Consider the following 18955-nt stretch of genomic DNA (forward strand, 5'->3'; position numbering starts at 1 on the left):
GACCGGGTGGCCCGCCGTACCGCGGCGGGCCTCGTCGGGTGGCGCGCCGGCATCACGTACAACCCTTGGGGCCCGCCGGAAGTCTCTTGATCGCAAACTGGCCGTGGCCCAGAGGACAACTCCTGGCAAACACGGATGGTTTGCACCCCATTGACGCGGATGCCCGCCAGGCATCCCCCGCATGCCGCAGGAGATTCCGCATGCACCAGCACCACCATCCGTACCTGCGACTCGCCCTCGCGACGGCCGCCGCGGCCGCCCTGACGGGCGGTCTGCTCACGGTCTCGGCGACGACGGCCACCGCCGCCGACTCGTTCAAGGTCGCGAAGGCCGACTTCAACGGCGACGGCATCGGCGACGTGGTGGCCTCGGCCCCCGGCGCCTACGTCAGCGGCCACGCCAACGCCGGCCAGGTCGTCGCGCTCTACGGCAGCGCCGGCTCCGGCGTGACCTCGGCCAAGCGCACGGTCCTCAGCCAGAACTCCGGCACCGTGCCCGGCAGCGCCGAGACCGGCGACTGGTTCGGCGGCGCGACGGCGTACGCCGACTTCAACGGCGACGGCTACGACGACCTCGCCGTGGCCTCGCCGTACGAGAAGGTCGGCACCGACACCGACGGCGGCGCCCTCGCGATCCTGTGGGGCTCGGCGAGCGGCCTCACCGGCAAGGCCAGCGACGTACCGGACCCGGCCGTCTCCTCGCACGACAACTGGGGCCTGGCCCTGGCCGCCGGCGACTTCGACGGCGACGGCAAGGCCGATCTGGCCGTCGGCAGCTCGTCCGCCACGCTCTACGTCTACAAGGGCGGCTTCAGCAGCTCCACCGGCCAGCCCGGCGGGCGTTACACCGTCAAGCCGCCGATCCTGCCCGGCTCGTCCGGCTTCCCGTACGGCCCTCAGCAGCTCACCGCCGGCGACGTGAACGGCGACGGCCGTACCGACCTGGTGGTCGACGGCTACGAGACGCAGACCGAGAACGGCTGGAACACCAACTACTACGTGCCCGGCACCGCGAGCGGTCTGAGCGTCGCGGGCGTCAAGACCCTCAAGCCGGGCATCGTCACCGGCATCGGCGACATCAACGGCGACGGCTACGGCGACATCGTCACCGGCGCCGGCTGGGACGCCACGACCAGCGACGGCCAGACCGTCCCGGACTCCTCGGACGGCGGCAGGGTCAGCATCACCTACGGCTCCGCGTCCGGCCCCGCCTCGACCACGGGCATCACCCAGAACACCGGGAACGTGCCCGGCAGCTCGGAGAAGGGCGACTCCTTCGGCTGGGACCTGGACCTGGGTGACGTCAACGGCGACGGCTACCAGGACCTGGTCGTCTCCGCCCCGAACGAGGACCTCGGCAGCGTCAGCAACGCCGGCATGGTCACCGTCATGTACGGCTCCGCGAGCGGCATCAACACCTCCACCGGCCTGCAGTCCTTCGAGCAGAACACGACCGGCGTCCCCGGCACCTCCGAGAAGAGCGACCTGTTCGGCGCCGACGTCAAGCTCGACGACGTCAACGGCGACGGCAAGGCCGACCTGGTCATCGGGTCGTACGAGGACGGCGGCGACGGAGCGGTGACCTACCTGCCCTCCACCGGCACGAAGATCGGCACGACCGGCTCCCGCGCCCTCTCCGTGACCGCGGTGGGCGTCTCCACCTCGGGCACCGCGCAGTTCGGCGCGCTCTTCGCCGACTAGCCCTCGGGCGGGCCCGGGAAACGGGCCCGCCCATCCATCACGGCTGGTCAGGCGGCTCAGCGCAGACCGGCGAAGAGGTCGTTCTCGGGTACGGCCGCGCCGGTGGCGTCCTGGACCCGTACGAAGGTCTCCATGCCCATGAACTCACCGAACCTCTCCTTGCCCATCCTGAGGAAGAAGATGTTCTCGCCCTGACTGGCGTGCGCGGCCAACGAGTCGAACTTCTGACCGCTGAACGCGGTGGTGTCCACCCATGTGGTGATCTCGTCGTCGGGGAGGCCGATCTCGGCCGGCGCGGCGGTCTCGGCAGGGTCCGGCTCCGGCATGTCCTCCTGGAACTCGCGCATGATCTCGCCGAACCGCTTCACCATCGAGCGGGGCATCGTGGTCCAGTACACCTTCGGCGTCAAGGCGGTCATCTCCAGCGCCGCCATCGTGATGCGGTGGGCCTGGATGTGGTCGGGGTGGCCGTAGAAGCCGTTCTCGTCGTAGGTGACGACCACATCAGGTCGGTAGTGCCGCATGAGTTCCGCGAGCCGGGCGGCGCCTTCCTGCACGGGGGTCTGCCAGAAGGATCCGGGGGCGTCGTTGCTCGGCCAGCCCATCATCCCGGAGTCGGCATAGTCCAGCATCTCCAGATCGCTGATCTTCAGGACCTCACAGCTCGCCTCGAGTTCCTGGCGGCGCAGCAGGGCGACCGCCGCCGGATCGTGCCCGGGATCACCCGGTTTGACACCCCCCGGCCCGTCACCGCAACCGCCGTCGGTACAGGTCACGAGAACCGTGCGGATGCCTTCCGCCGCGTACCGCGCGAGGACTCCTCCGGTTCCGGTGGCCTCGTCGTCGGGGTGGGCGTGTACTGCCATCAGCGTCAGGGGCCGGTCGGTCATGAAGAAGTCCTCCTGCGGAAATACGACTTGGTCCGAGCGCGCGGCGGGCGTACCGCGATCCTGGGCCCGGATGCCACCGGCCCCTCGTCGATGCAACCGCGCCGACCGGACCGACTGTTCCCGGCACGGCCGCCTCTCCGGTACAGGTCGAGGATCGCCGGGTCGATCGGCTCGCGGGCGGCCGGGGATACGTGGTGGCCACGGGACGTCGAGGACGTGGCCCCGCAGGATCCCGGGGCGGCTGAGCGGGTCATCCCGCCGACCGGGGTCGCGGACACGGTGTCCCGCGGGCTCGTCCTCGCCACCCACCGCGGAGACGGGCGGTCGGCAGCGACTCCGGTTCTACGACGGGCTCGGGCTCCGTGTCGGAAGCCGGCTCGGTTCGGGCGTGACCTCGGCGACCGGCTGGGCCGCCTCGACGGCGACGGGCTCGGGCTCGGGCTCCTGGACGGAATCCGGCTGCGCCTGGCAGCAGCCGCGCGTGGAGTGACCCGTACCCGGCGTACGGGACGAGTCGCTGGACCCGCTGCCCTCGTGGGCGGGCCTGGGAACGGCCGGGGAAGCCGCTGACCGTCGCCGGCCTCGGCCGTGTCCCCCGCCCGGCTCATCGAGCGCGGGGGACGAGCGGCTGGACGTGAGGGCCGCGAGGAGCGGTCCCGTGGACGGCCTCGAACCTCCACGCGCGCGTTCCGCGCGAGACGGGACTCAGCCCGTCGGCCTACCGGCGGCGTTGCCGAGCGGGCGCCGGGGAACCGGTAACGGCATGAGATTCCTCGTACGCGACCGGCTCCTCGGCTTCGGTGACGACTACTGGATCGAGGACGACCAGGGCAACAAGGTGTTCCTCGTCGACGGCAAGGCGATGCGCCTCAGGGACACCTTCGAGCTGAAGGACACCCACGGGCGGGTCCTGATCGACATCCGCCAGAAGATGTTCGCCCTGCGCGACACCATGCTGATCGAACGGGACGGCGAGCCGCTGGCGACGATCAAGCGGAAACGCCTGTCGCTGCTGCGCAACCACTACCGGGTGGCCCTCGCCGACGGCAGTACCGAACTCGATGTCAGCGGCAAGATCCTCGACCGGGAGTTCGCCGTCGAGTACGACGGTGAGCTGCTCGCCGTGGTCTCGCGACGCTGGCTGCACGTGCGGGAGACCTACGGCGTCGACATCGTCCGGGACGACGCGGACCCTGCGCTGCTGATCGCGGTGGCGGTGTGCGTGATCCACCTGGCTGAGAAGGAACGGGAGGACGACTGACCTGTCGGGAGGTCTCAGGACCCGGACGTCACAGGACCCGGTCCTTCAGGGCCGGGAACTGCTCCCTGGTCACGGACACCCTCCCCGGGTCGAACTCCACCGTGAGGATCTCCTCGCCGGCGCCCGCCTCCGCGAGGACCTCGCCCCACGGATCCACCACGATCGAGTGACCGGCCTGTGGAACTCGCGCGTGCGTCCCGGCCGTTCCACAAGCGAGCACGAACGCCTGGTTCTCGACCGCCCGCGCCTTGGCCAGCAGCGTCCAGTGTGCCCGGCGGCGCTCCGGCCAGCCCGCCGGGATCACCAGGGTCTCGGCGCCCGCGTCGACGAGACCGCGGAAGAGTTCGGGGAAACGGAGGTCGTAACAGGTGGCGACGCCGACGGTCGTCTCCGGCAGACGGACCGTCACCAGGTCCTCGCCGCGGCCCATCAGCACGGCCTCGCCCTTGTCGAAGCCGAAGCGGTGGATCTTGCGGTAGGAGGCGGCCAGCTCACCGGAGGGCGAGAAGAAGAGGGAGGTGTTGTAGAGGGTGCCGTCAGGGGCCCGCTCGGGGACGGAGCCCGCGTGCAGCCATACGCCCGCGTCGCTCGCAGCCTTCGCCATGACCTCGTAGGTCGGCCCTTCCAGCGGCTCGGCCTCGTTGCCGAACTCCTCGAAGGCGAACGCCCCGGTGGTCCACAGCTCCGGCAGCACGACGAGGTCGGACCCGGCCTGATCCCGTACCAGCGACGCCACACGACGCCGACGCGATTCGACCGATTCGTCCTCATCCACGGCGATCTGGATCAGAGAGGCGCGCACACTACCACCGTCCTGGCATTCGAGCCGTCCATTACGGGCCTACGATCGTCACACGAAAGCACTGCCGGGGTGCCTCACAGCAGCGTAACTTAGCGTTCCAAGACACCCGCCGACAGCCACCACCTCCACTGGCAACGCCGCCATCACCAGCCCGTGCTCCGACCGCCGAGGGGTCCCGTTCCGTGAGTCTGCATCCCACCCTCCAGCCCTACGCCGACGCCTGGACCCACTCCATCGACGCGATAACCGAGCTGGTGACGCCCCTCGTGGAGGGAGAGTGGAACCGCCGCACCCCCTGCCCGGGCTGGTCGGTCCGGGACGTGGTGTCCCATGTCATCGGTCTGGACTGCGAGATGCTGGGCGACCCGCGCCCCATCCACACCCTCCCCCGCGACCTCTTCCACGTCACCAACGACCACCAGCGGTACATGGAGATGCAGGTCGACGTCCGTCGCCACCACACGGCACCGGAGATGACCTCCGAGCTGGAGTACGTCGTCATCCGCCGCAACCGCCAACTGCGGAACGACTCCCGCGACCCCGGCACGAAGGTGCGCGGCCCGCTGGGCACCGAACTGACGCTCGCGGACTCCATGCGCCAGCACGCCTTCAACATCTGGGTGCACGAACAGGACCTGCGCACCGCCCTCGGGCGGCCCGGCAACCTCGACTCCCCCGGCGCGCACATCGCCCGGGACGTCCTGCTCGAAGCGCTCCCCGACATAGTGGCCGTCAAGGCCGACGCCCCCCGCAGCTCGGCGATCGTCTTCGACGTCCACGGTCCCATCGAGTTCCTGCGCACCATACGTGTCGACATCCAGGGCCGCGGCACCCTGGAGACCGCCCCCGCCCTCGGCCCCGCCGCCACCCTCACCCTCGACTGGGAGACCTACGTCCGCCTGGCCTGCGGCCGCGTGACCCTGGACTCGGTGGCGGACCGGGTGAAGGCGGAGGGCGACCCGGAACTGACGTCGGCGATCCTCAGGAACTTCACGGTGACGCCGTAGCGGGTGACGAAGCCCGTCCCGGCGGGTGTGCGGGCCGGTGCGCTGACGTCCGTTCAGCTGATGTCCGTTCAGGCGGGCACGTGGACCGTCTCCACCCGGCTCGCCACCAGCCGCTCCCGCTCCCGCCGGGCCGCCCGCCCACGCAGCCGCAGGATCTGGCTGACGCCGAGCGCCTGAAGCACGAAGACGGACGAGAAGGCGACACTGTAGTTGCCGTCGGTCGCGTCCAGGAGCACACCGACGGCGAACAGGGTGGTCATCGACGCGACGAACCCGCCCATGTTCGTGATGCCGGACGCGGTCCCCTGCCGCTCCGGCGGGTTCGCCGGCCGGGCGAAGTCGAAACCGAGCATCGAGGCCGGTCCGCACGAGCCGAGCACCACGCACAGCACGATCAGCAGCCACATCGGCGCGTGTTCACCGGGGTAGGCCAGCGTGGCCGCCCACAGCAGCGCCGTCGCCCCCACCGTCCCGAGCGCGAGCGGCAGCCGCGCCTCGTGGTGCCGGGCGACGACCTGGCCGTAGACCAGACCGACGACCATGTTGGACAGCACGACGAGAGTGAGCAGTTCGCCCGCCACCGCCCGGGACAGCCCCTGCGCCTCGACGAGGAACGGCAGGCCCCACAGCAACAGGAACACCATCGCCGGGAACTGGGTCGTGAAGTGCACCCACAGCCCGAGCCGGGTGCCGGGCTCCCGCCAGGACGCGGCGATCTGCCGCCGTACATAGGCCGCCCCCTGGTGCGGGAACGGCTCCGGCTCCTGCCCCTCGGGGTGGTCCTTGAGGAAGAGGAGCAGCAGGACCAGCACCACCACACCGAGCAGCGAGCTGCCCGCGAACGCCGGGGTCCAGCCGATGCCGTGCAGGAGCCGGGCCAGGACCAGCGTGGAGACCAGGTTGCCCGCCATGCCGGCGAGCCCGGCGAGCTGCGCGACCAGCGGCCCACGCCGGGCCGGGAACCAGCGGGTGCCCAGGCGCAGCACGCTGATGAAGGTCATCGCGTCGCCGCAGCCGAGCAGGGCGCGCGAGGCGAGGGCCGTTCCGTATGACGGTGAGAACGCGAAGCCGAGCTGCCCCGCCGTGAAGAGGACCACGCCGAGCGTCAGCACCTTCTTGGTGCCGAGCCGGTCCACGAGCAGGCCGACGGGTATCTGCATGCCCGCGTAGACGAGGAGTTGGAGGATCGAGAAGGTCGACAGGGCCGAGGCGTTCACATGGAAGCGGTCGGCCGCGTCGAGGCCGGCGACTCCGAGGGACGTACGGAAGATGACCGCGACGAAGTAGACGGATACGCCGATGCCCCACACGGCCATGGCACGCCGGCCGCCCGGGGGTGCCTTTTCTGGAGAAGAGCCACCCGGAAGAGTGGACTTGTTCATCGGAGCTCACCCCGGGCGAGGTGGGAGAACCACTCGACATGCCCGTGAATCAGGCCTACGACCGCCTCCGCGTCGCCGGAGCGCAGTGCCTGGAGGATCTGCTCGTGCTCGGTGAGGGTCTTGGTGATGCGGTCCGGGTGGGCGTGCATCACGGCGACGCCCATGCGGAGCTGGCGGTCGCGGAGCTGGTCGTAGAGCCGGTTCAGGATCTCGTTGCCGCCACTGCGGACGATCTCGGCGTGGAAGCAGCGGTCGGTGACGGCGGCGCCGGCCAGATCCCCGGCGGCGGCCTGCTCCTTCTGCCGCGCGAGCAGTTCCTCGAGGCGCGCGATGAGCTGCGGGGAGGCCGGTACGGCCTTGCGGGCGGCGTGTCCCTCGACGAGTTGCCGGGTCTCGACGACGTCGGCGATCTCCTGGGCGGAGACCGGCAGGACCAGCGCCCCCTTTTTCGGGTAAAGCTTGATCAGCCCCTCGACCTCGAGACGCAGCAGCGCCTCTCGCACAGGCGTACGGGAAACCCCGACGGCCTCGCCGAGCTCGCCCTCGGTGAGCAGGGTCCCGCCCTCGTAACGGCGGTCCAGGACACCCTGCTTGACGTGCGCGTAGACGCGGTCGGCGGCGGGAGGCTGTTTCACGGCCAGACTCATGCCCACAGCATAGATACAACACGTACGCATGATGAGTCCCGTTCCAGTATTCGGACCTCGACAGGAACTCCTGTCCGTGAAAGACACACCCGCCCCAGCCGGGGCACAACCTTGTGTGCTAGTTACGTGTCACACACGTGCGGCATCACTTTCTTCCCCTCCAACTCGGCCGCACTCAGGGGCATTCGACCGTATTCGGGGTATTTCACTTGATTACCGCTACCAAGGGCCTCCGCGTCCGCAGAGCCGCAGCCGTCGCCATCACGACCGGCGCAGTGCTCGCCACCGGAGCTCTCACCGCGGCACCCGCGCAGGCGCTCACGACGCCGACCATCACCGCCAAGGGCGGATTCCTGATGAACAGCGCCACCGGCACGACCCTCTACAGCAAGTCGGGGAACACGAAGCGGCTCACCGCTTCCACCACGAAGATCATGACCGCGAAGGTCGTGCTCTCGCAGTCGAACCTGAACCTGGACGCCAAGGTCACGATCAAGAAGGCGTACAGCGACTACATCGTCTCCAAGGGCGCTTCGTCCGCCCACCTGATCGTCGGCGACAAGGTCACCGTCCGTCAGCTGCTCTACGGGATGATGCTGCCTTCCGGTTGTGACGCCGCGATGGCTCTGGCCGACAAGTTCGGCTCGGGCTCGACGGTCTCCGCGCGCACCAAGTCGTTCATCGCGAAGATGAACACGACGGCCCGGAGCCTCGGCATGGCGAACACGAAGTTCGACTCGTTCGACGGAATAAGCAATGGTTCGAACGCCTCGACGCCGAAGGACCTCACGCTGCTCGCCCGCAACGTGATGAAGAACTCGACCTTCAAGTCCGTCGTGAAGACCAAGTCGTACACGGCGAAGACGATCACCAAGACCGGCAGCACCCGCACCATGGGTGCCTGGACGAACACCAACACCCTGCTCGGCTGGAACGGCACGCTCGGCATCAAGACCGGCTCGGGCACCGACTCCAAGTACTGCCTCGTCTTCGCCGCCACGAAGAACGGCGAGTCCGTCATCGGCGCGGTCATGACCTCCTCCTCGGCGGCCAACCGCACGACCGACGTGAAGAAGCTCATCAACTACGGCTACGCGAAGATCAGCTGACGCCGACCACGAAGGGGCCCGTCGCCGGAAGCGACGGGCCCCTTCAGTGTTGGACGGCGTGTCCTCCGCGGGCAGATCACGCCCAGGTGATGAGTTTCTTCGGCTGCTCGAGGATGGCCGCGATGTCGGCCAGGACCTTGGAGCCCAGTTCCCCGTCCACCAGGCGGTGGTCGAAGCTCAGCGCCAGCGTGGTGACCTGGCGGGGCTTCACCTTGCCCTTGTGGACCCAGGGCTGGAGTTTGATCGCGCCGACGGCGAGGATCGCGGCCTCTCCTGGCGGGAGGATGGGGGTGCCGGTGTCGACGCCGAAGACGCCGACGTTGGTGATGGTGACGGTGCCGCCCTGCATCGCGGCCGGGGAGGTGCGGCCTTCCTTGGCCGTGGTCACCAGTTCGCCCAGGGACTCGGCCAGTTGGGGCAGGGTCTTGATGTGGGCGTCCTTGATGTTCGGGACGATCAGGCCGCGCGGGGTGGCCGCGGCGATGCCGAGGTTGACGTAGTGCTTGAGGACGATCTCCTGGTTCGCCTCGTCCCAGGAGGCGTTGATGTCGGGGTTGCGCTTGATCGCGACCAGCAGGGCCTTGGCGATCAGCAGGAGCGGGTTCACCCGCAGGTTCTGCAGGTCCTTGTCCTGCTTGAGTTCCTCGACCAGCTTCAGGGTGCGGGTCACGTCCACCGTCACGAACTCCGTGACGTGGGGGGCCGTGAACGCCGAACCGACCATCGCCGCGGCCGTCGCCTTGCGGACGCCCTTGACCGGGACACGGGTCTCGCGGGCCGCGTCGTACGAGGCCGCGAGAGGTGCCTGGGCCGGCGTCGGGGTGACCGTCGGCTCGGGAGCGGGCGCCTGGGCCGGGGTCGCCGCCGCGTGGACGTCCTCGCGGGTGATGATGCCGTCCGGGCCGGACGGGATCACCGTGGTGAGGTCGACGCCCAGATCCTTGGCCAGCTTGCGCACCGGGGGCTTGGCCAGCGGGCGGGACTGCTCGGTGGCGGCCGGGCTGGTGGTGACAGGGCTGGTGGTGGCCGGGCCGTGGCCGTTCAGTTCGGTCTGGATCGCGACCGATGCCTGCTGGACCGGAACCTCCGGGCCCTTGCGGGGCCGGCGCTTGGTCGAGGAGGCCGCCACGCCGTAGCCGACCAGGACCGGCTGACGGCCCTCCGGCTTCTTCTCGGGAGCCGCGGAGGCTTCGGGAGCCGCGGAGGTTTCCGGAGCCTCGGCCGGCGTCTCCGGGGTCGCGGGGGCACCGCCCGCCACGTCCACCGCGATGATCGCCGTGCCCACGTCGACCGTGGTGCCCTCGGGGAAGCGCAGCTCGCGCACCACCCCGTCGTAGGGGATGGGCAGTTCGACGGCGGCCTTGGCCGTCTCGACCTCGCACACCACCTGCCCGTCGGTGACCGTGTCACCGGCCTGGACATACCACTTGAGGATCTCCGCCTCGGTGAGCCCCTCGCCCACGTCGGGCATCTTGAACTCGCGCACGGACGCTTCCGTCATCGTCGTCACGACCCTCTCCTCAGTACGCCAGCGAGCGGTCGACGGCATCCAGTACCCGGTCCAGACCCGGCAGGTACTCCTCCTCCAGGCGGGCCGGCGGGTAGGGGGCGTGGTAGCCGCCGACCCTGAGTACCGGGGCCTCCAGGTGGTAGAAACAGCGCTCCGTGATCCGCGCGGCGATCTCCGCACCCGACCCGAAGAACACCGGCGCCTCGTGCACCACGACCAGACGGCGGGTCTTCTCCACCGAGGCCTGGATCGCGTCGAAGTCCAGCGGCGAGACCGAGCGCAGGTCCACCACCTCCAGCGACCTGCCCTCCTCGGCCGCCGCGTCCGCGACCTCCTGGCACAGCTTCACCATCGGGCCGTAGGCGACCAGGGTCAGGTCGGTGCCCTCCCGCACCACCTGTGCCTTGTGCAGCGGACCGGGGATCGCCTCTGTGTTGACCTCGCCCTTGTCCCAGTAGCGCCGCTTGGGCTCGAAGAAGATCACCGGGTCGTCGCTCTGGATGGCCTGCTGCATCATCCAGTACGCGTCGGCGGGGTTGGAGGGGCTGACCACCTTCAGACCCGCCACGTGCGCGAAGAGCGCCTCGGGGGACTCCGAGTGGTGCTCCACGGCGCCGATCCCGCCACCGTAGGGGATGCGGACGACGACGGGCATCTTGACCTTGCCCAGCGAGCGCGCGTGCATCTTCGCGAGCTGGGTGACGATCTGGTCGTAGGCCGGGAAGACGAAGCCGTCGAACTGGATCTCCACCACCGGGCGATAGCCGCGCAGGGCGAGGCCGATCGCGGTGCCGACGATCCCGGACTCGGCGAGCGGGGTGTCGATGACCCGGTCCTCGCCGAAGTCCTTCTGGAGGCCGTCGGTGACGCGGAAGACGCCGCCGAGCTTGCCGACGTCCTCGCCCATGACGAGGACCTTGGGGTCGGTGTCCAGGGCCCGCCGCAGCGACTCGTTGATCGCCTTGGCCAGTGCCATGTTCTTGAATGTCACAGTCTCCGCCGCCATGGTCAGGCCCCTTCCCCATCCGCGAACGACGCCTGGTAGGCGGCGAACCCGGCCCGCTCCTCATCGACCAGCGCATGCCCGTCCGCATACGCGTGCTCGAAGATCGCGAAGCGGTCCGGATCCGGCATGGCACGGACCGCCTCACGCACTCGCCTGCCCAACGCCTCGGACTCGGTCTCCAGTTCCGCGAAAAATCCCTCGTCCGCGTGGTTTGAGGCCTCCAGGTACCGGCGAAGGCGCAGGATCGGGTCCTTCGCCTCCCAGGCCTCGCGCTCCTCGTCGGCCCGGTACTTGCTCGGGTCGTCGGAGGTGGTGTGGGCGCCCATGCGGTACGTGTAGGCCTCGACGAGCGTCGGTCCCTCGCCGCCGCGAGCCCGCTCCAGGGCCCACTTGGTGACGGCCAGAGACGCGAGCACGTCGTTGCCGTCGACCCGTACGCCGGGGAAGCCGAAGCCCTGCGCGCGTTGGTAGAGCGGGACGCGGGTCTGCCTCTCGGTCGGCTCGGAGATGGCCCACTGGTTGTTCTGGCAGAAGAACACGACCGGGGCGTTGTAGACCGCGGAGAAGGTGAACGATTCGGCCACGTCGCCCTGGCTGGAGGCGCCGTCGCCGAAGTAGGCGATGACCGCGGAGTCGGCGCCGTCCTTGGCGACGCCCATCGCGTAGCCCGTGGCGTGCAGCGTCTGGGAGCCGATGACGATCGTGTACAGGTGGAAGTTGTTCCCGTTGGGGTCCCAGCCGCCGTTGTTCACCCCGCGGAACATGCCGAGCAGGTTGGTCGGGTCCACCCCGCGGCACCAGGCCACGCCGTGCTCGCGGTAGGTGGGGAAGACGTAGTCGTCGTCGCGCAGCGCCCGTCCCGATCCGATCTGGGCGGCCTCCTGGCCGAGCAGCGAAGCCCACAGGCCCAGCTCGCCCTGGCGCTGCAGGGAGGTGGCCTCGGCGTCGAAGCGGCGGGTGAGCACCATGTCGCGGTAGAGGCCGCGGAGCTCTTCGGGGGTGATGTCTGCGACGTACTTGTCGTACTCGGCGTTCTTGACGCGCTTGCCCTCGGGCGTCAGCAGCTGAACCAGTTCGGGCTTGGTGCTCGGGGACTTCCTCGTCCCGGCGCTGCGTCGCGGCTTGCGCGCGGCAGTGCTCTCCACGGTCACGTGTGCTCCTCCGTCGGTCCGGCCCTCGGGGTTGCCGGGAGCTGGGGTTCCCCCAGCTCGTTCAGAGCCTGGGGGAGCGGCTCACCTGTTTCCGACACCCGTGCACGGGGTGGGTGTCACTTGGCCGGAACAGGCGTGACAGGTGCCCCGGCGAGCGCCCTGCAAGAATCACGTTACCCAGTGCTCCACATTTCTGTGAAACCCCCTTTGACCTGCGATTTTGCTTGGATTTCCAAGTAAATCGGGAAAGACTCGAAGGGGCGCTGGTCACAGCCTTGCAGGAGGCCGGAGCAACGGCACGTTATCCCGTCGACCCAGGTCACCGGAAGAGCTTCCGCGTTTGACTTGCCGAGCGCGCGAAGAATGAAAAATCAGAGTATTTCTCCTCGGTGTTCGTGCGCGGCATACAGGCCGAGCCACTTAGAGGACGCCCCATGACCGAAGCAGACCGGCAGCGACTTACTGTGTCATTCCGTGACTACACGTGACAACGCCCAGCTCACAGGGCTTTCTCGTGCCCTAGCATCTGGCGCGTGCCGCGCTCTCCTGTACCACCCCTCAAGCCTCACGCGCCCCCGCTGGGCGCCCTCCTCCGCCAATACGCCGCCGGATCCGCCCTCGCCTGCGATCCCGTCGACCAAGGTCTTCTCAACCGCGGCTACCGGCTCCGCACGACCCGCGGCCGTTACTTCCTCAAGCACCACTTCGACCCCGAGACGGCCGCCCCCGAGGCGATCGCCCGCCAGCACGGCGCCACCCAGCGCCTGGCCGCCCTCGGCGTCCCGGTCGCCCCACCCCTCCCGGCCCACGACGGCCGCACCGTCGCGGTCGTCGGCGGCCACGCCTACGCCCTCCACCCCTGGATCGAGGGCCGCCATCGCCACGGCGCCCAGCTCACCGCCGAACAGTGCGGCCGGCTCGGGGCACTGCTGGGGGTGGTGCACGCGAGCCTGGAGCGGGTGATGCCGGTGGAGGGGGGCGTGCAGGGGGAGAAGGATGCGTCGACGGGCGGACGAGCACGAACCGACGAGGGCGCGCCGGACAGCGAGCCGCGCACGCCGTCAGGCGCGGGAACACCGGACGGCGGGCGCCTCGCGCCGCCGGGCGAAGGGGTGCCGAACGGCCGGCACCGCGCGCCGGCGGGCTGGAGCGTGTCAAGTGCAGAACGCGCCGCATCCGCGCGCCCTGCCACCGGACCCGCCCACGGCGCCCGCGCCGAGAAGCCGCACGCCGGTCACCCGCCCGTCCGGAACGGCGAGGCCACGACCCCCGTCGACGTCGGCGCCGACCCCGCGGCCACCTTCGCGCTCATCGACGACCTCCTCGCGCGCGTGCGCGGACACCGGCCGGCCGACTCCTTCGACGAGCTGGCCCGGCACCGGCTCCTGGAGCGGCGGTCACTGCTCCAACAGCACGTGGGACGGCGGCCTCCGCACGGCGGGCCGGTGGGCTGGGTGCACGGGGACTTCCACCCCTTCAACCTGCTCTACCGGGGCGACGCGCCCGCCGCGATCGTCGACTGGGACCGGCTCGGCGTGAAGCCCCGCGCGGAGGAGGCCGTACGCGCCGCCGCGATCTTCTTCGTACGCCCCGCGGGGACGCTCGACCTGCCGAAGGTGCGGGCCTACGCGCGCGCGTACCGGCGTACGGCGGGAGCGACGCCCTCGGAGCTCGCGGGGGCCGTGCATCGCGTGTGGTGGGAGCGCCTCAACGACTTCTGGATGCTGCGCTGGCACTACGAGCGGGGTGACACCCGCGCGGACTCCCAGTTCCCGGCGGCGTCGGCGCTGGTGGTGTGGTGGACGCGGGAGTACGAGGCGGTGTGCGACGCGTTCGTGGGATGACGCAGGGGCCCCGGAAACGGCACGCGCGCGTGGCGCCCGTTCCCGGGGCCACGCGCGCGTGAAGGGTCGCGAGGGGTCAGGAGTCGCCGCCTCCGCCGCCTTCCGTGCCCCCGACCAGGCCGCCGGTCGGGTCCGCCGATTCCGTCGGCTCCGGCGCCGTATCGGTCGGCTCCGCCGTGTCCGTCGGCTCCGTCGCCGTCTCGGACGGCTGCGTCGCCGTGGGCGACGGCGTGTACGAGGGCGTGTACGACGGCGTATAGGACGGCGTGTAGCCCGAGCCGCCCGAGCTGCCGCTGTCGTCCGTGGACGTGTCGGTCTGCTCTTCGGTCGGCTCCTCGCTCGGCGTCTCGCTGGCCGTCTGGTCCTCGGTGCTCTGCGAGGTGGTCGGCGTCACGGAGGTGCCGGTGCCCCCACCGCCTCCGCCGCCGCCGCCGTTGAGCGCCAGGGCGACGCCCGCCGCGACGGCGATCACCGCGAGGACGGCGAGGATCCACAGCTTGCCGCGGCCGCTGCCCCGGTTGCCGTGTCCTTCGAAGCCGCCGTCGTCCCCGCCGCTGTAACCGGAGGGCAGGATCGGCTGCGGAATCTGGGTGGTGCCGGAGGAGTCGCCGGAGTGCGGCAGCACGCTGGTGCTCGCGAAGCCCGCGGAGGGCGTGCCGCGGCCGTCGTGCGCCGTCACCGGGCCGGTGTTCCAGGTGCCGGTGTGGCCGCCCTGGTCGTACAACATCTGCAGGCCGTACTGGACGAGCCCGCGCATCTCCTCGGCCGTCTGGAAACGGTCGTCCGGCTCCTTGGCGAGCGAGCGCATGACCAGACCGTCGAGCTCCGGCGGGACGGCGTCGGAGACCTGCGACGGAGGCGTCGGGATGTCCTGGACGTGCTGGTAGACGACGGAGAGCGGGGTCTCACCCGTGAACGGCGGCCGCAGCGCGAGGAGTTCGTACAGCAGACACCCCGTGGCGTACAGGTCGGAGCGGTGGTCGACCGCCTTGCCGAGGGCCTGCTCCGGGGAGAGGTACTGCGGGGTGCCCATGACCATGCCGGTCTGCGTCATCGTCGTGGACGCGCCGTGCAGGGCGCGGGCGATGCCGAAGTCCATGACCTTGACGGCGCCGTTGTGCGTGATGATCACGTTCGCCGGCTTGATGTCGCGGTGCACGATGCCGTGCTGGTGCGAGTAGGCGAGCGCCTCCAGGACCCCGGAGACGATGATCAGAGCCTGCTCGGGACCGGGCGCCTCGGCGTTGAGCAGCAGATCCCGGATCGTCCGGCCCTCGACGATCTCCATGACGATGTACGGCACCGACTGGCCGCCCACATAGTCCTCGCCGGAGTCGTACACGGCGACGATCGCGTGGTGGTTGAGGCCGGCCACGGACTGGGCCTCGCGCGTGAAGCGGGCTTTGGAGGTCGGGTCCTCGGCGAGGTCGGCGCGCAGCAGCTTGACCGCCACGGTGCGGCCGAGCCGTACGTCCTCGGCCGCGAACACCTCGGCCATACCACCCCGGCCGAGTCTGCGGGTCAGCCGATATCGGCCGTCCCCCACCAGTCCGCCGTTACCCCACAGCTCCGGCGCATCTGACATTCCGCCGCCAGTCGCCTCGGGGTCGGACGGGCCCTGAGCGCGCTGCTGCTGTGCCATCGGTCCTCGCCGTCGTTTCTGCCCGCGGTGCGCGCGGTGTTGTCACGGTCTCCGTCGGCCACGCTACAGCCTTCGCGCAAGCCGCCGGTCCGGGATGAGCCCGGGGACCGGCCCGAGACGGACCGGCCATCAAACCTGTACTACGTCTCGGCGTGCAAATTCTGTGTACCGGCCGTAGGGCACCTGTAACGCCGGTGCGACCTTTCTTTCGCGTACGGTCACGGAACGGGCACCTCGCGTCCGCGGGGACGGGCGGCCCCGGAACGGGACTCCGTGGCCAAGGTCACGCCCGCCGGTCACCGGCACGCCGACCTGGCACGGACCTCCCCCGGAAGAAGAACCCGAACGAGCGTTTCCCACCGGCGACATGAAGGGCCCGGCAGCGTCGGCTGCCGGGCCCTTCACAGGTCGGGGGTTACAGGTACGGCCCGCCCGAGCGGCCGCCGGCGCGCGGGTCGACACCATCCTCGTTGCCGCCGACGCCCGGGGGCAGCGCGCGGCGCATCTGCTCCAGCTGGGCCCGCGCGGCCATCTGCTGGGCGAACAGCGTGGTCTGGATCCCGTGGAAGAGACCCTCGAGCCAGCCCACCAACTGGGCCTGGGCGATGCGCAGTTCCGCATCACTCGGGGTCACGTCGTCGTTGAAGGGCAGGGAGAGCCGCTCCAGCTCCTCCACGAGTTCGGGGGCCAGACCGTCCTCCAGCTCCTTCACCGAGCTGGAGTGGATCTCCTTGAGCCGCGCCCGGCTGGCCTCGTCGAGAGGAGCCGCGCGCACCTCTTCGAGCAGCTGCTTGATCATGCTGCCGATCCGCATGACCTTCGCGGGCTGCTCGACCATCTCCGTGACCGGAACCTCGCGGGAGTCGTCGTCACCCCCGCCGCCCAGCGCCATCCCGTCCTGGCCCACGACCAGGATCTGGGGACTTTCCGGCGAACCTTCGTTCCTCGGCATCTCCATGCGGCCATTCTCTCGCACCCGTACACCTCACCAATGAGGTGCCCCCGCTATGCGCTGATCCACCGTCCGAAGAGCGGATCGCTCCCATGGCGCCGCACGGAATGCCGGTCTTCTTACTGAATGTCAGGCTTGTCCCGTGACTCCCTGGCTACGTGCGACGGTACTGGCGATCGTGGTGGGCTCGTGCATCGTCGTCCTGCCGCAGGCCGGCCGGCCGTACGGGACACCTCAGGCCTACGGCGCCGAGTTGCGGCCCCTCTCCTCAGCGGGCCCGACGGACTCGGGGCGCCCGCGCGGTGCCGCGAGCCCGTCGCCCTCCTTGACCGACTCGCGGTCGCCTGGCTGGCTACCAGCCCACCAGCCGCTACGGAGGACCGACTGGTCCCTCGCCACCGGGACCCCGCCGCGCACCGCCCCGAGCTCGTCGGCCTCCCCCTCCGACACCCCTTCGAGCGCGGTGGCGGCTGACGGACGGCGGCACCCCGCCACGAGCCCGGCGCCCTCCTCGCCCGCCGACCCCTCGGATTCCCGGCGGGGCCACGGCCCGGAGCGCGCCTCGCCCTCGGCCTCCCTCGCTCCCTCCCCCTCGGCCGCCACGCCGTCCCGCGCCGGAAGCCGTGCAGGTGAGGGGCGGGAGCGGCCGGGGCGGCGGGAGGAGCCTGCGGAGGAGGAGGACGCGGACGCCGACGGCACGGACTCCGGGGGCACCGATTCCGGGGAGACGGATGCCGGGGACGGTGACCTCACCACCGTGTCGGAGCCGCCCCAGCGGACCGCCGTGGCCCCGTCACGACCCGCGCAGCAGCCCGCTGCCGCGCCCAAGGTGTTCATCCTGCCGCTCGGCACCGGGCTGGTGCTGGTCGGGCTGGGGCTCGCGCTCGGCCTGTTCGCGCTGCGGGTGCGGCGCGGGTAGGGCCGTACCGGATGGCAGGAAAGCCGGAACGTCTACGGCGCGACCAGCAGGACCTTGCCGATGTGGCCGCTCTCCTCGACGACCCGGTGCGCGGCGGCCGCGTCGCTCATCGGCAGCTCACGGTCGACGACGGGACGGATGTGCCCGGCGTCCAGCAGTGGCCACACATGCTCGCGTACGGCCGCCACGATCGCCGTCTTCTCCTCCAGCGGCCGCGCCCGCAGCGAGGTCGCGCTGATCGCGGCGCGCTTGTTCAGCAGCGTGGCGATGTTCAGCTCGCCCTTGATGCCGCCCTGCATGCCGATGATCGCGAGCCGTCCGTTGACGGCGAGTGCCGTGACGTTGCGGTCGAGGTACTTCGCGCCCATGTTGTCGAGGATGACGTCGGCGCCCGCTCCGTCGGTGGCCTTCCTGACCTCTTCGACGAAGTCCTGTTCCCGGTAGTTGATCAGGATGTCCGCGCCGAGCTCGGCACAGCGCTCCAGCTTCTCCGGCGTGCCCGCGGTCACCGCGACCTTGGCGCCCACGGCCTTGGCGAGCTGGATCGCCATCGTGCCGATGCCGCTGGAGCCGCCGTGCACCAGCAGTGTCTCGCCGGGGCGCAGGTGGGCGACCATGAAGACGTTCGACCAGACCGTGCAGACCACCTCGGGCAGCGCGGCCGCGCGCCGCAGGTCGAGGCCCTTGGGCACGGGCAGCAGCTGTCCGGCCGGTACGGCGACCTTCTCGGCGTAGCCGCCGCCCGCGAGCAGCGCGCACACCTCGTCGCCGACGGCCCAGCCGGAGACGCCGGGGCCGATCTCGGCGATCCGCCCGGAGCATTCCAGGCCGGGATAGGGGGAGGCGCCGGGCGGGGGGTTGTAGAAGCCCTGTCGTTGCAGGATGTCGGCGCGGTTGACGGCGCCGGCCACCACCTCGACCAGCACCTCGCCCTCGCCGGCCACCGCATCCGGCACCTCGCTCCAGATCAGCGCCTCGGGCCCACCGGGTTCGGGAATCGTGATCGCATGCATGCGCCCGACGCTACTCCTCGCGCTCCGCGCTCCCTCGGCCCCCGCCGCTGCTCGGTCCGCGGTCCCATGCGGTCTCCGTCCTTGGACCGGTCTGCCGAAATTCGCTGTGCACCACCGATG

At 70.4% G+C, this 18955-nt stretch carries 16 protein-coding genes and 1 pseudogene; 7 read left to right on the forward strand and 10 right to left on the reverse strand.

Annotated features, from left to right (window positions below):
- Positions 1-200 precede the first annotated feature (200 nt).
- A complete protein-coding gene (locus M2157_RS23625; protein ID WP_280866153.1) occupies positions 201-1700 on the forward strand; it encodes an FG-GAP and VCBS repeat-containing protein in 1500 nt (499 codons plus the stop codon).
- A gap of 56 nt (positions 1701-1756) precedes the next feature.
- Here the strand turns inward: M2157_RS23625 and M2157_RS23630 are convergent, their stop codons facing one another.
- On the reverse strand, positions 1757-2590 hold the full coding sequence (locus M2157_RS23630; RefSeq protein WP_280863626.1) for a PIG-L family deacetylase: 834 nt from the start codon (positions 2588-2590) through the stop codon (positions 1757-1759).
- Between the two features lie 616 nt (positions 2591-3206).
- On the opposite strand from M2157_RS23630, the pseudogene M2157_RS23635 reads away from it, so the two are divergent.
- Positions 3207-3357, forward strand: a pseudogene (locus M2157_RS23635) (AraC family transcriptional regulator); the annotation flags it as partial.
- Complete coding sequence (locus M2157_RS23640) at positions 3354-3851, forward strand: LURP-one-related family protein (RefSeq protein ID WP_280863627.1); 498 nt, start codon at positions 3354-3356, stop codon at positions 3849-3851. The pseudogene M2157_RS23635 and the gene M2157_RS23640, both read left to right, overlap by 4 nt.
- A 28-nt stretch (positions 3852-3879) precedes the next feature.
- On the opposite strand, the gene M2157_RS23645 is transcribed toward M2157_RS23640, so the two are convergent.
- On the reverse strand, positions 3880-4653 hold the full coding sequence (locus tag M2157_RS23645) for a carbon-nitrogen family hydrolase (protein WP_280863628.1): 774 nt from the start codon (positions 4651-4653) through the stop codon (positions 3880-3882).
- A gap of 182 nt (positions 4654-4835) precedes the next feature.
- On the opposite strand from M2157_RS23645, the gene M2157_RS23650 reads away from it, so the two are divergent.
- Entirely contained in the window at positions 4836-5660 is an 825-nt protein-coding gene (locus M2157_RS23650; protein WP_280863629.1) for a maleylpyruvate isomerase family mycothiol-dependent enzyme, read from the forward strand.
- Between the two features lie 68 nt (positions 5661-5728).
- Here M2157_RS23650 and M2157_RS23655 read toward each other — a convergent pair whose 3' ends face one another.
- Positions 5729-7042 (reverse strand): MFS transporter, encoded by a 1314-nt coding sequence (locus M2157_RS23655; RefSeq protein WP_280866154.1) that lies wholly within the window; start codon positions 7040-7042, stop codon positions 5729-5731.
- Positions 7039-7689, reverse strand: coding sequence for a GntR family transcriptional regulator (locus M2157_RS23660; RefSeq protein WP_266562310.1), 651 nt, complete (start codon positions 7687-7689; stop codon positions 7039-7041). The genes M2157_RS23655 and M2157_RS23660 overlap by 4 nt, the downstream gene beginning before the upstream one ends.
- 209 nt (positions 7690-7898) lie before the next feature.
- Between M2157_RS23660 and M2157_RS23665 the strand changes: the two genes are divergently transcribed.
- Positions 7899-8798, forward strand: a complete 900-nt coding sequence (locus tag M2157_RS23665) for a serine hydrolase (protein ID WP_280863631.1) — start codon at positions 7899-7901, stop codon at positions 8796-8798.
- Between the two features lie 76 nt (positions 8799-8874).
- Here M2157_RS23665 and M2157_RS23670 read toward each other — a convergent pair whose 3' ends face one another.
- Genes M2157_RS23670 through pdhA form a run of 3 tightly spaced genes read right to left on the reverse strand, consistent with a single transcriptional unit; the run spans position 8875 to position 12465 of the window.
- Positions 8875-10308, reverse strand: a complete 1434-nt coding sequence (locus M2157_RS23670; RefSeq protein ID WP_280866155.1) for a dihydrolipoamide acetyltransferase family protein — start codon at positions 10306-10308, stop codon at positions 8875-8877.
- A 10-nt stretch (positions 10309-10318) separates the two neighbouring features.
- Positions 10319-11314 carry an alpha-ketoacid dehydrogenase subunit beta gene (locus tag M2157_RS23675; protein ID WP_280863633.1) on the reverse strand — a complete coding sequence of 332 codons (996 nt, stop codon included), beginning with the start codon at positions 11312-11314 and terminating at the stop codon, positions 10319-10321.
- Positions 11315-11316: 2 nt separating this feature from the next.
- Positions 11317-12465, reverse strand: coding sequence for a pyruvate dehydrogenase (acetyl-transferring) E1 component subunit alpha (pdhA, locus tag M2157_RS23680; RefSeq protein WP_280863634.1), 1149 nt, complete (start codon positions 12463-12465; stop codon positions 11317-11319).
- 533 nt (positions 12466-12998) lie between these two features.
- Between pdhA and M2157_RS23685 the strand changes: the two genes are divergently transcribed.
- A complete protein-coding gene (locus M2157_RS23685; RefSeq protein ID WP_280866156.1) occupies positions 12999-14309 on the forward strand; it encodes a phosphotransferase in 1311 nt (436 codons plus the stop codon).
- 76 nt (positions 14310-14385) lie between these two features.
- On the opposite strand, the gene M2157_RS23690 is transcribed toward M2157_RS23685, so the two are convergent.
- On the reverse strand, positions 14386-15951 hold the full coding sequence (locus M2157_RS23690) for a protein kinase (RefSeq protein WP_280863636.1): 1566 nt from the start codon (positions 15949-15951) through the stop codon (positions 14386-14388).
- Between the two features lie 415 nt (positions 15952-16366).
- A complete protein-coding gene (locus M2157_RS23695; RefSeq protein ID WP_280863637.1) occupies positions 16367-16909 on the reverse strand; it encodes a bacterial proteasome activator family protein in 543 nt (180 codons plus the stop codon).
- A gap of 136 nt (positions 16910-17045) precedes the next feature.
- On the opposite strand from M2157_RS23695, the gene M2157_RS23700 reads away from it, so the two are divergent.
- Entirely contained in the window at positions 17046-17822 is a 777-nt protein-coding gene (locus tag M2157_RS23700) for a hypothetical protein (RefSeq protein WP_280866157.1), read from the forward strand.
- 32 nt (positions 17823-17854) lie between these two features.
- Here the strand turns inward: M2157_RS23700 and M2157_RS23705 are convergent, their stop codons facing one another.
- Entirely contained in the window at positions 17855-18835 is a 981-nt protein-coding gene (locus M2157_RS23705; RefSeq protein ID WP_280863639.1) for an NAD(P)H-quinone oxidoreductase, read from the reverse strand.
- Positions 18836-18955 lie beyond the last annotated feature (120 nt).

The organism is Streptomyces sp. SAI-127 (assembly GCF_029894425.1).
Taxonomy (GTDB): Bacteria; Actinomycetota; Actinomycetes; order Streptomycetales; family Streptomycetaceae; genus Streptomyces.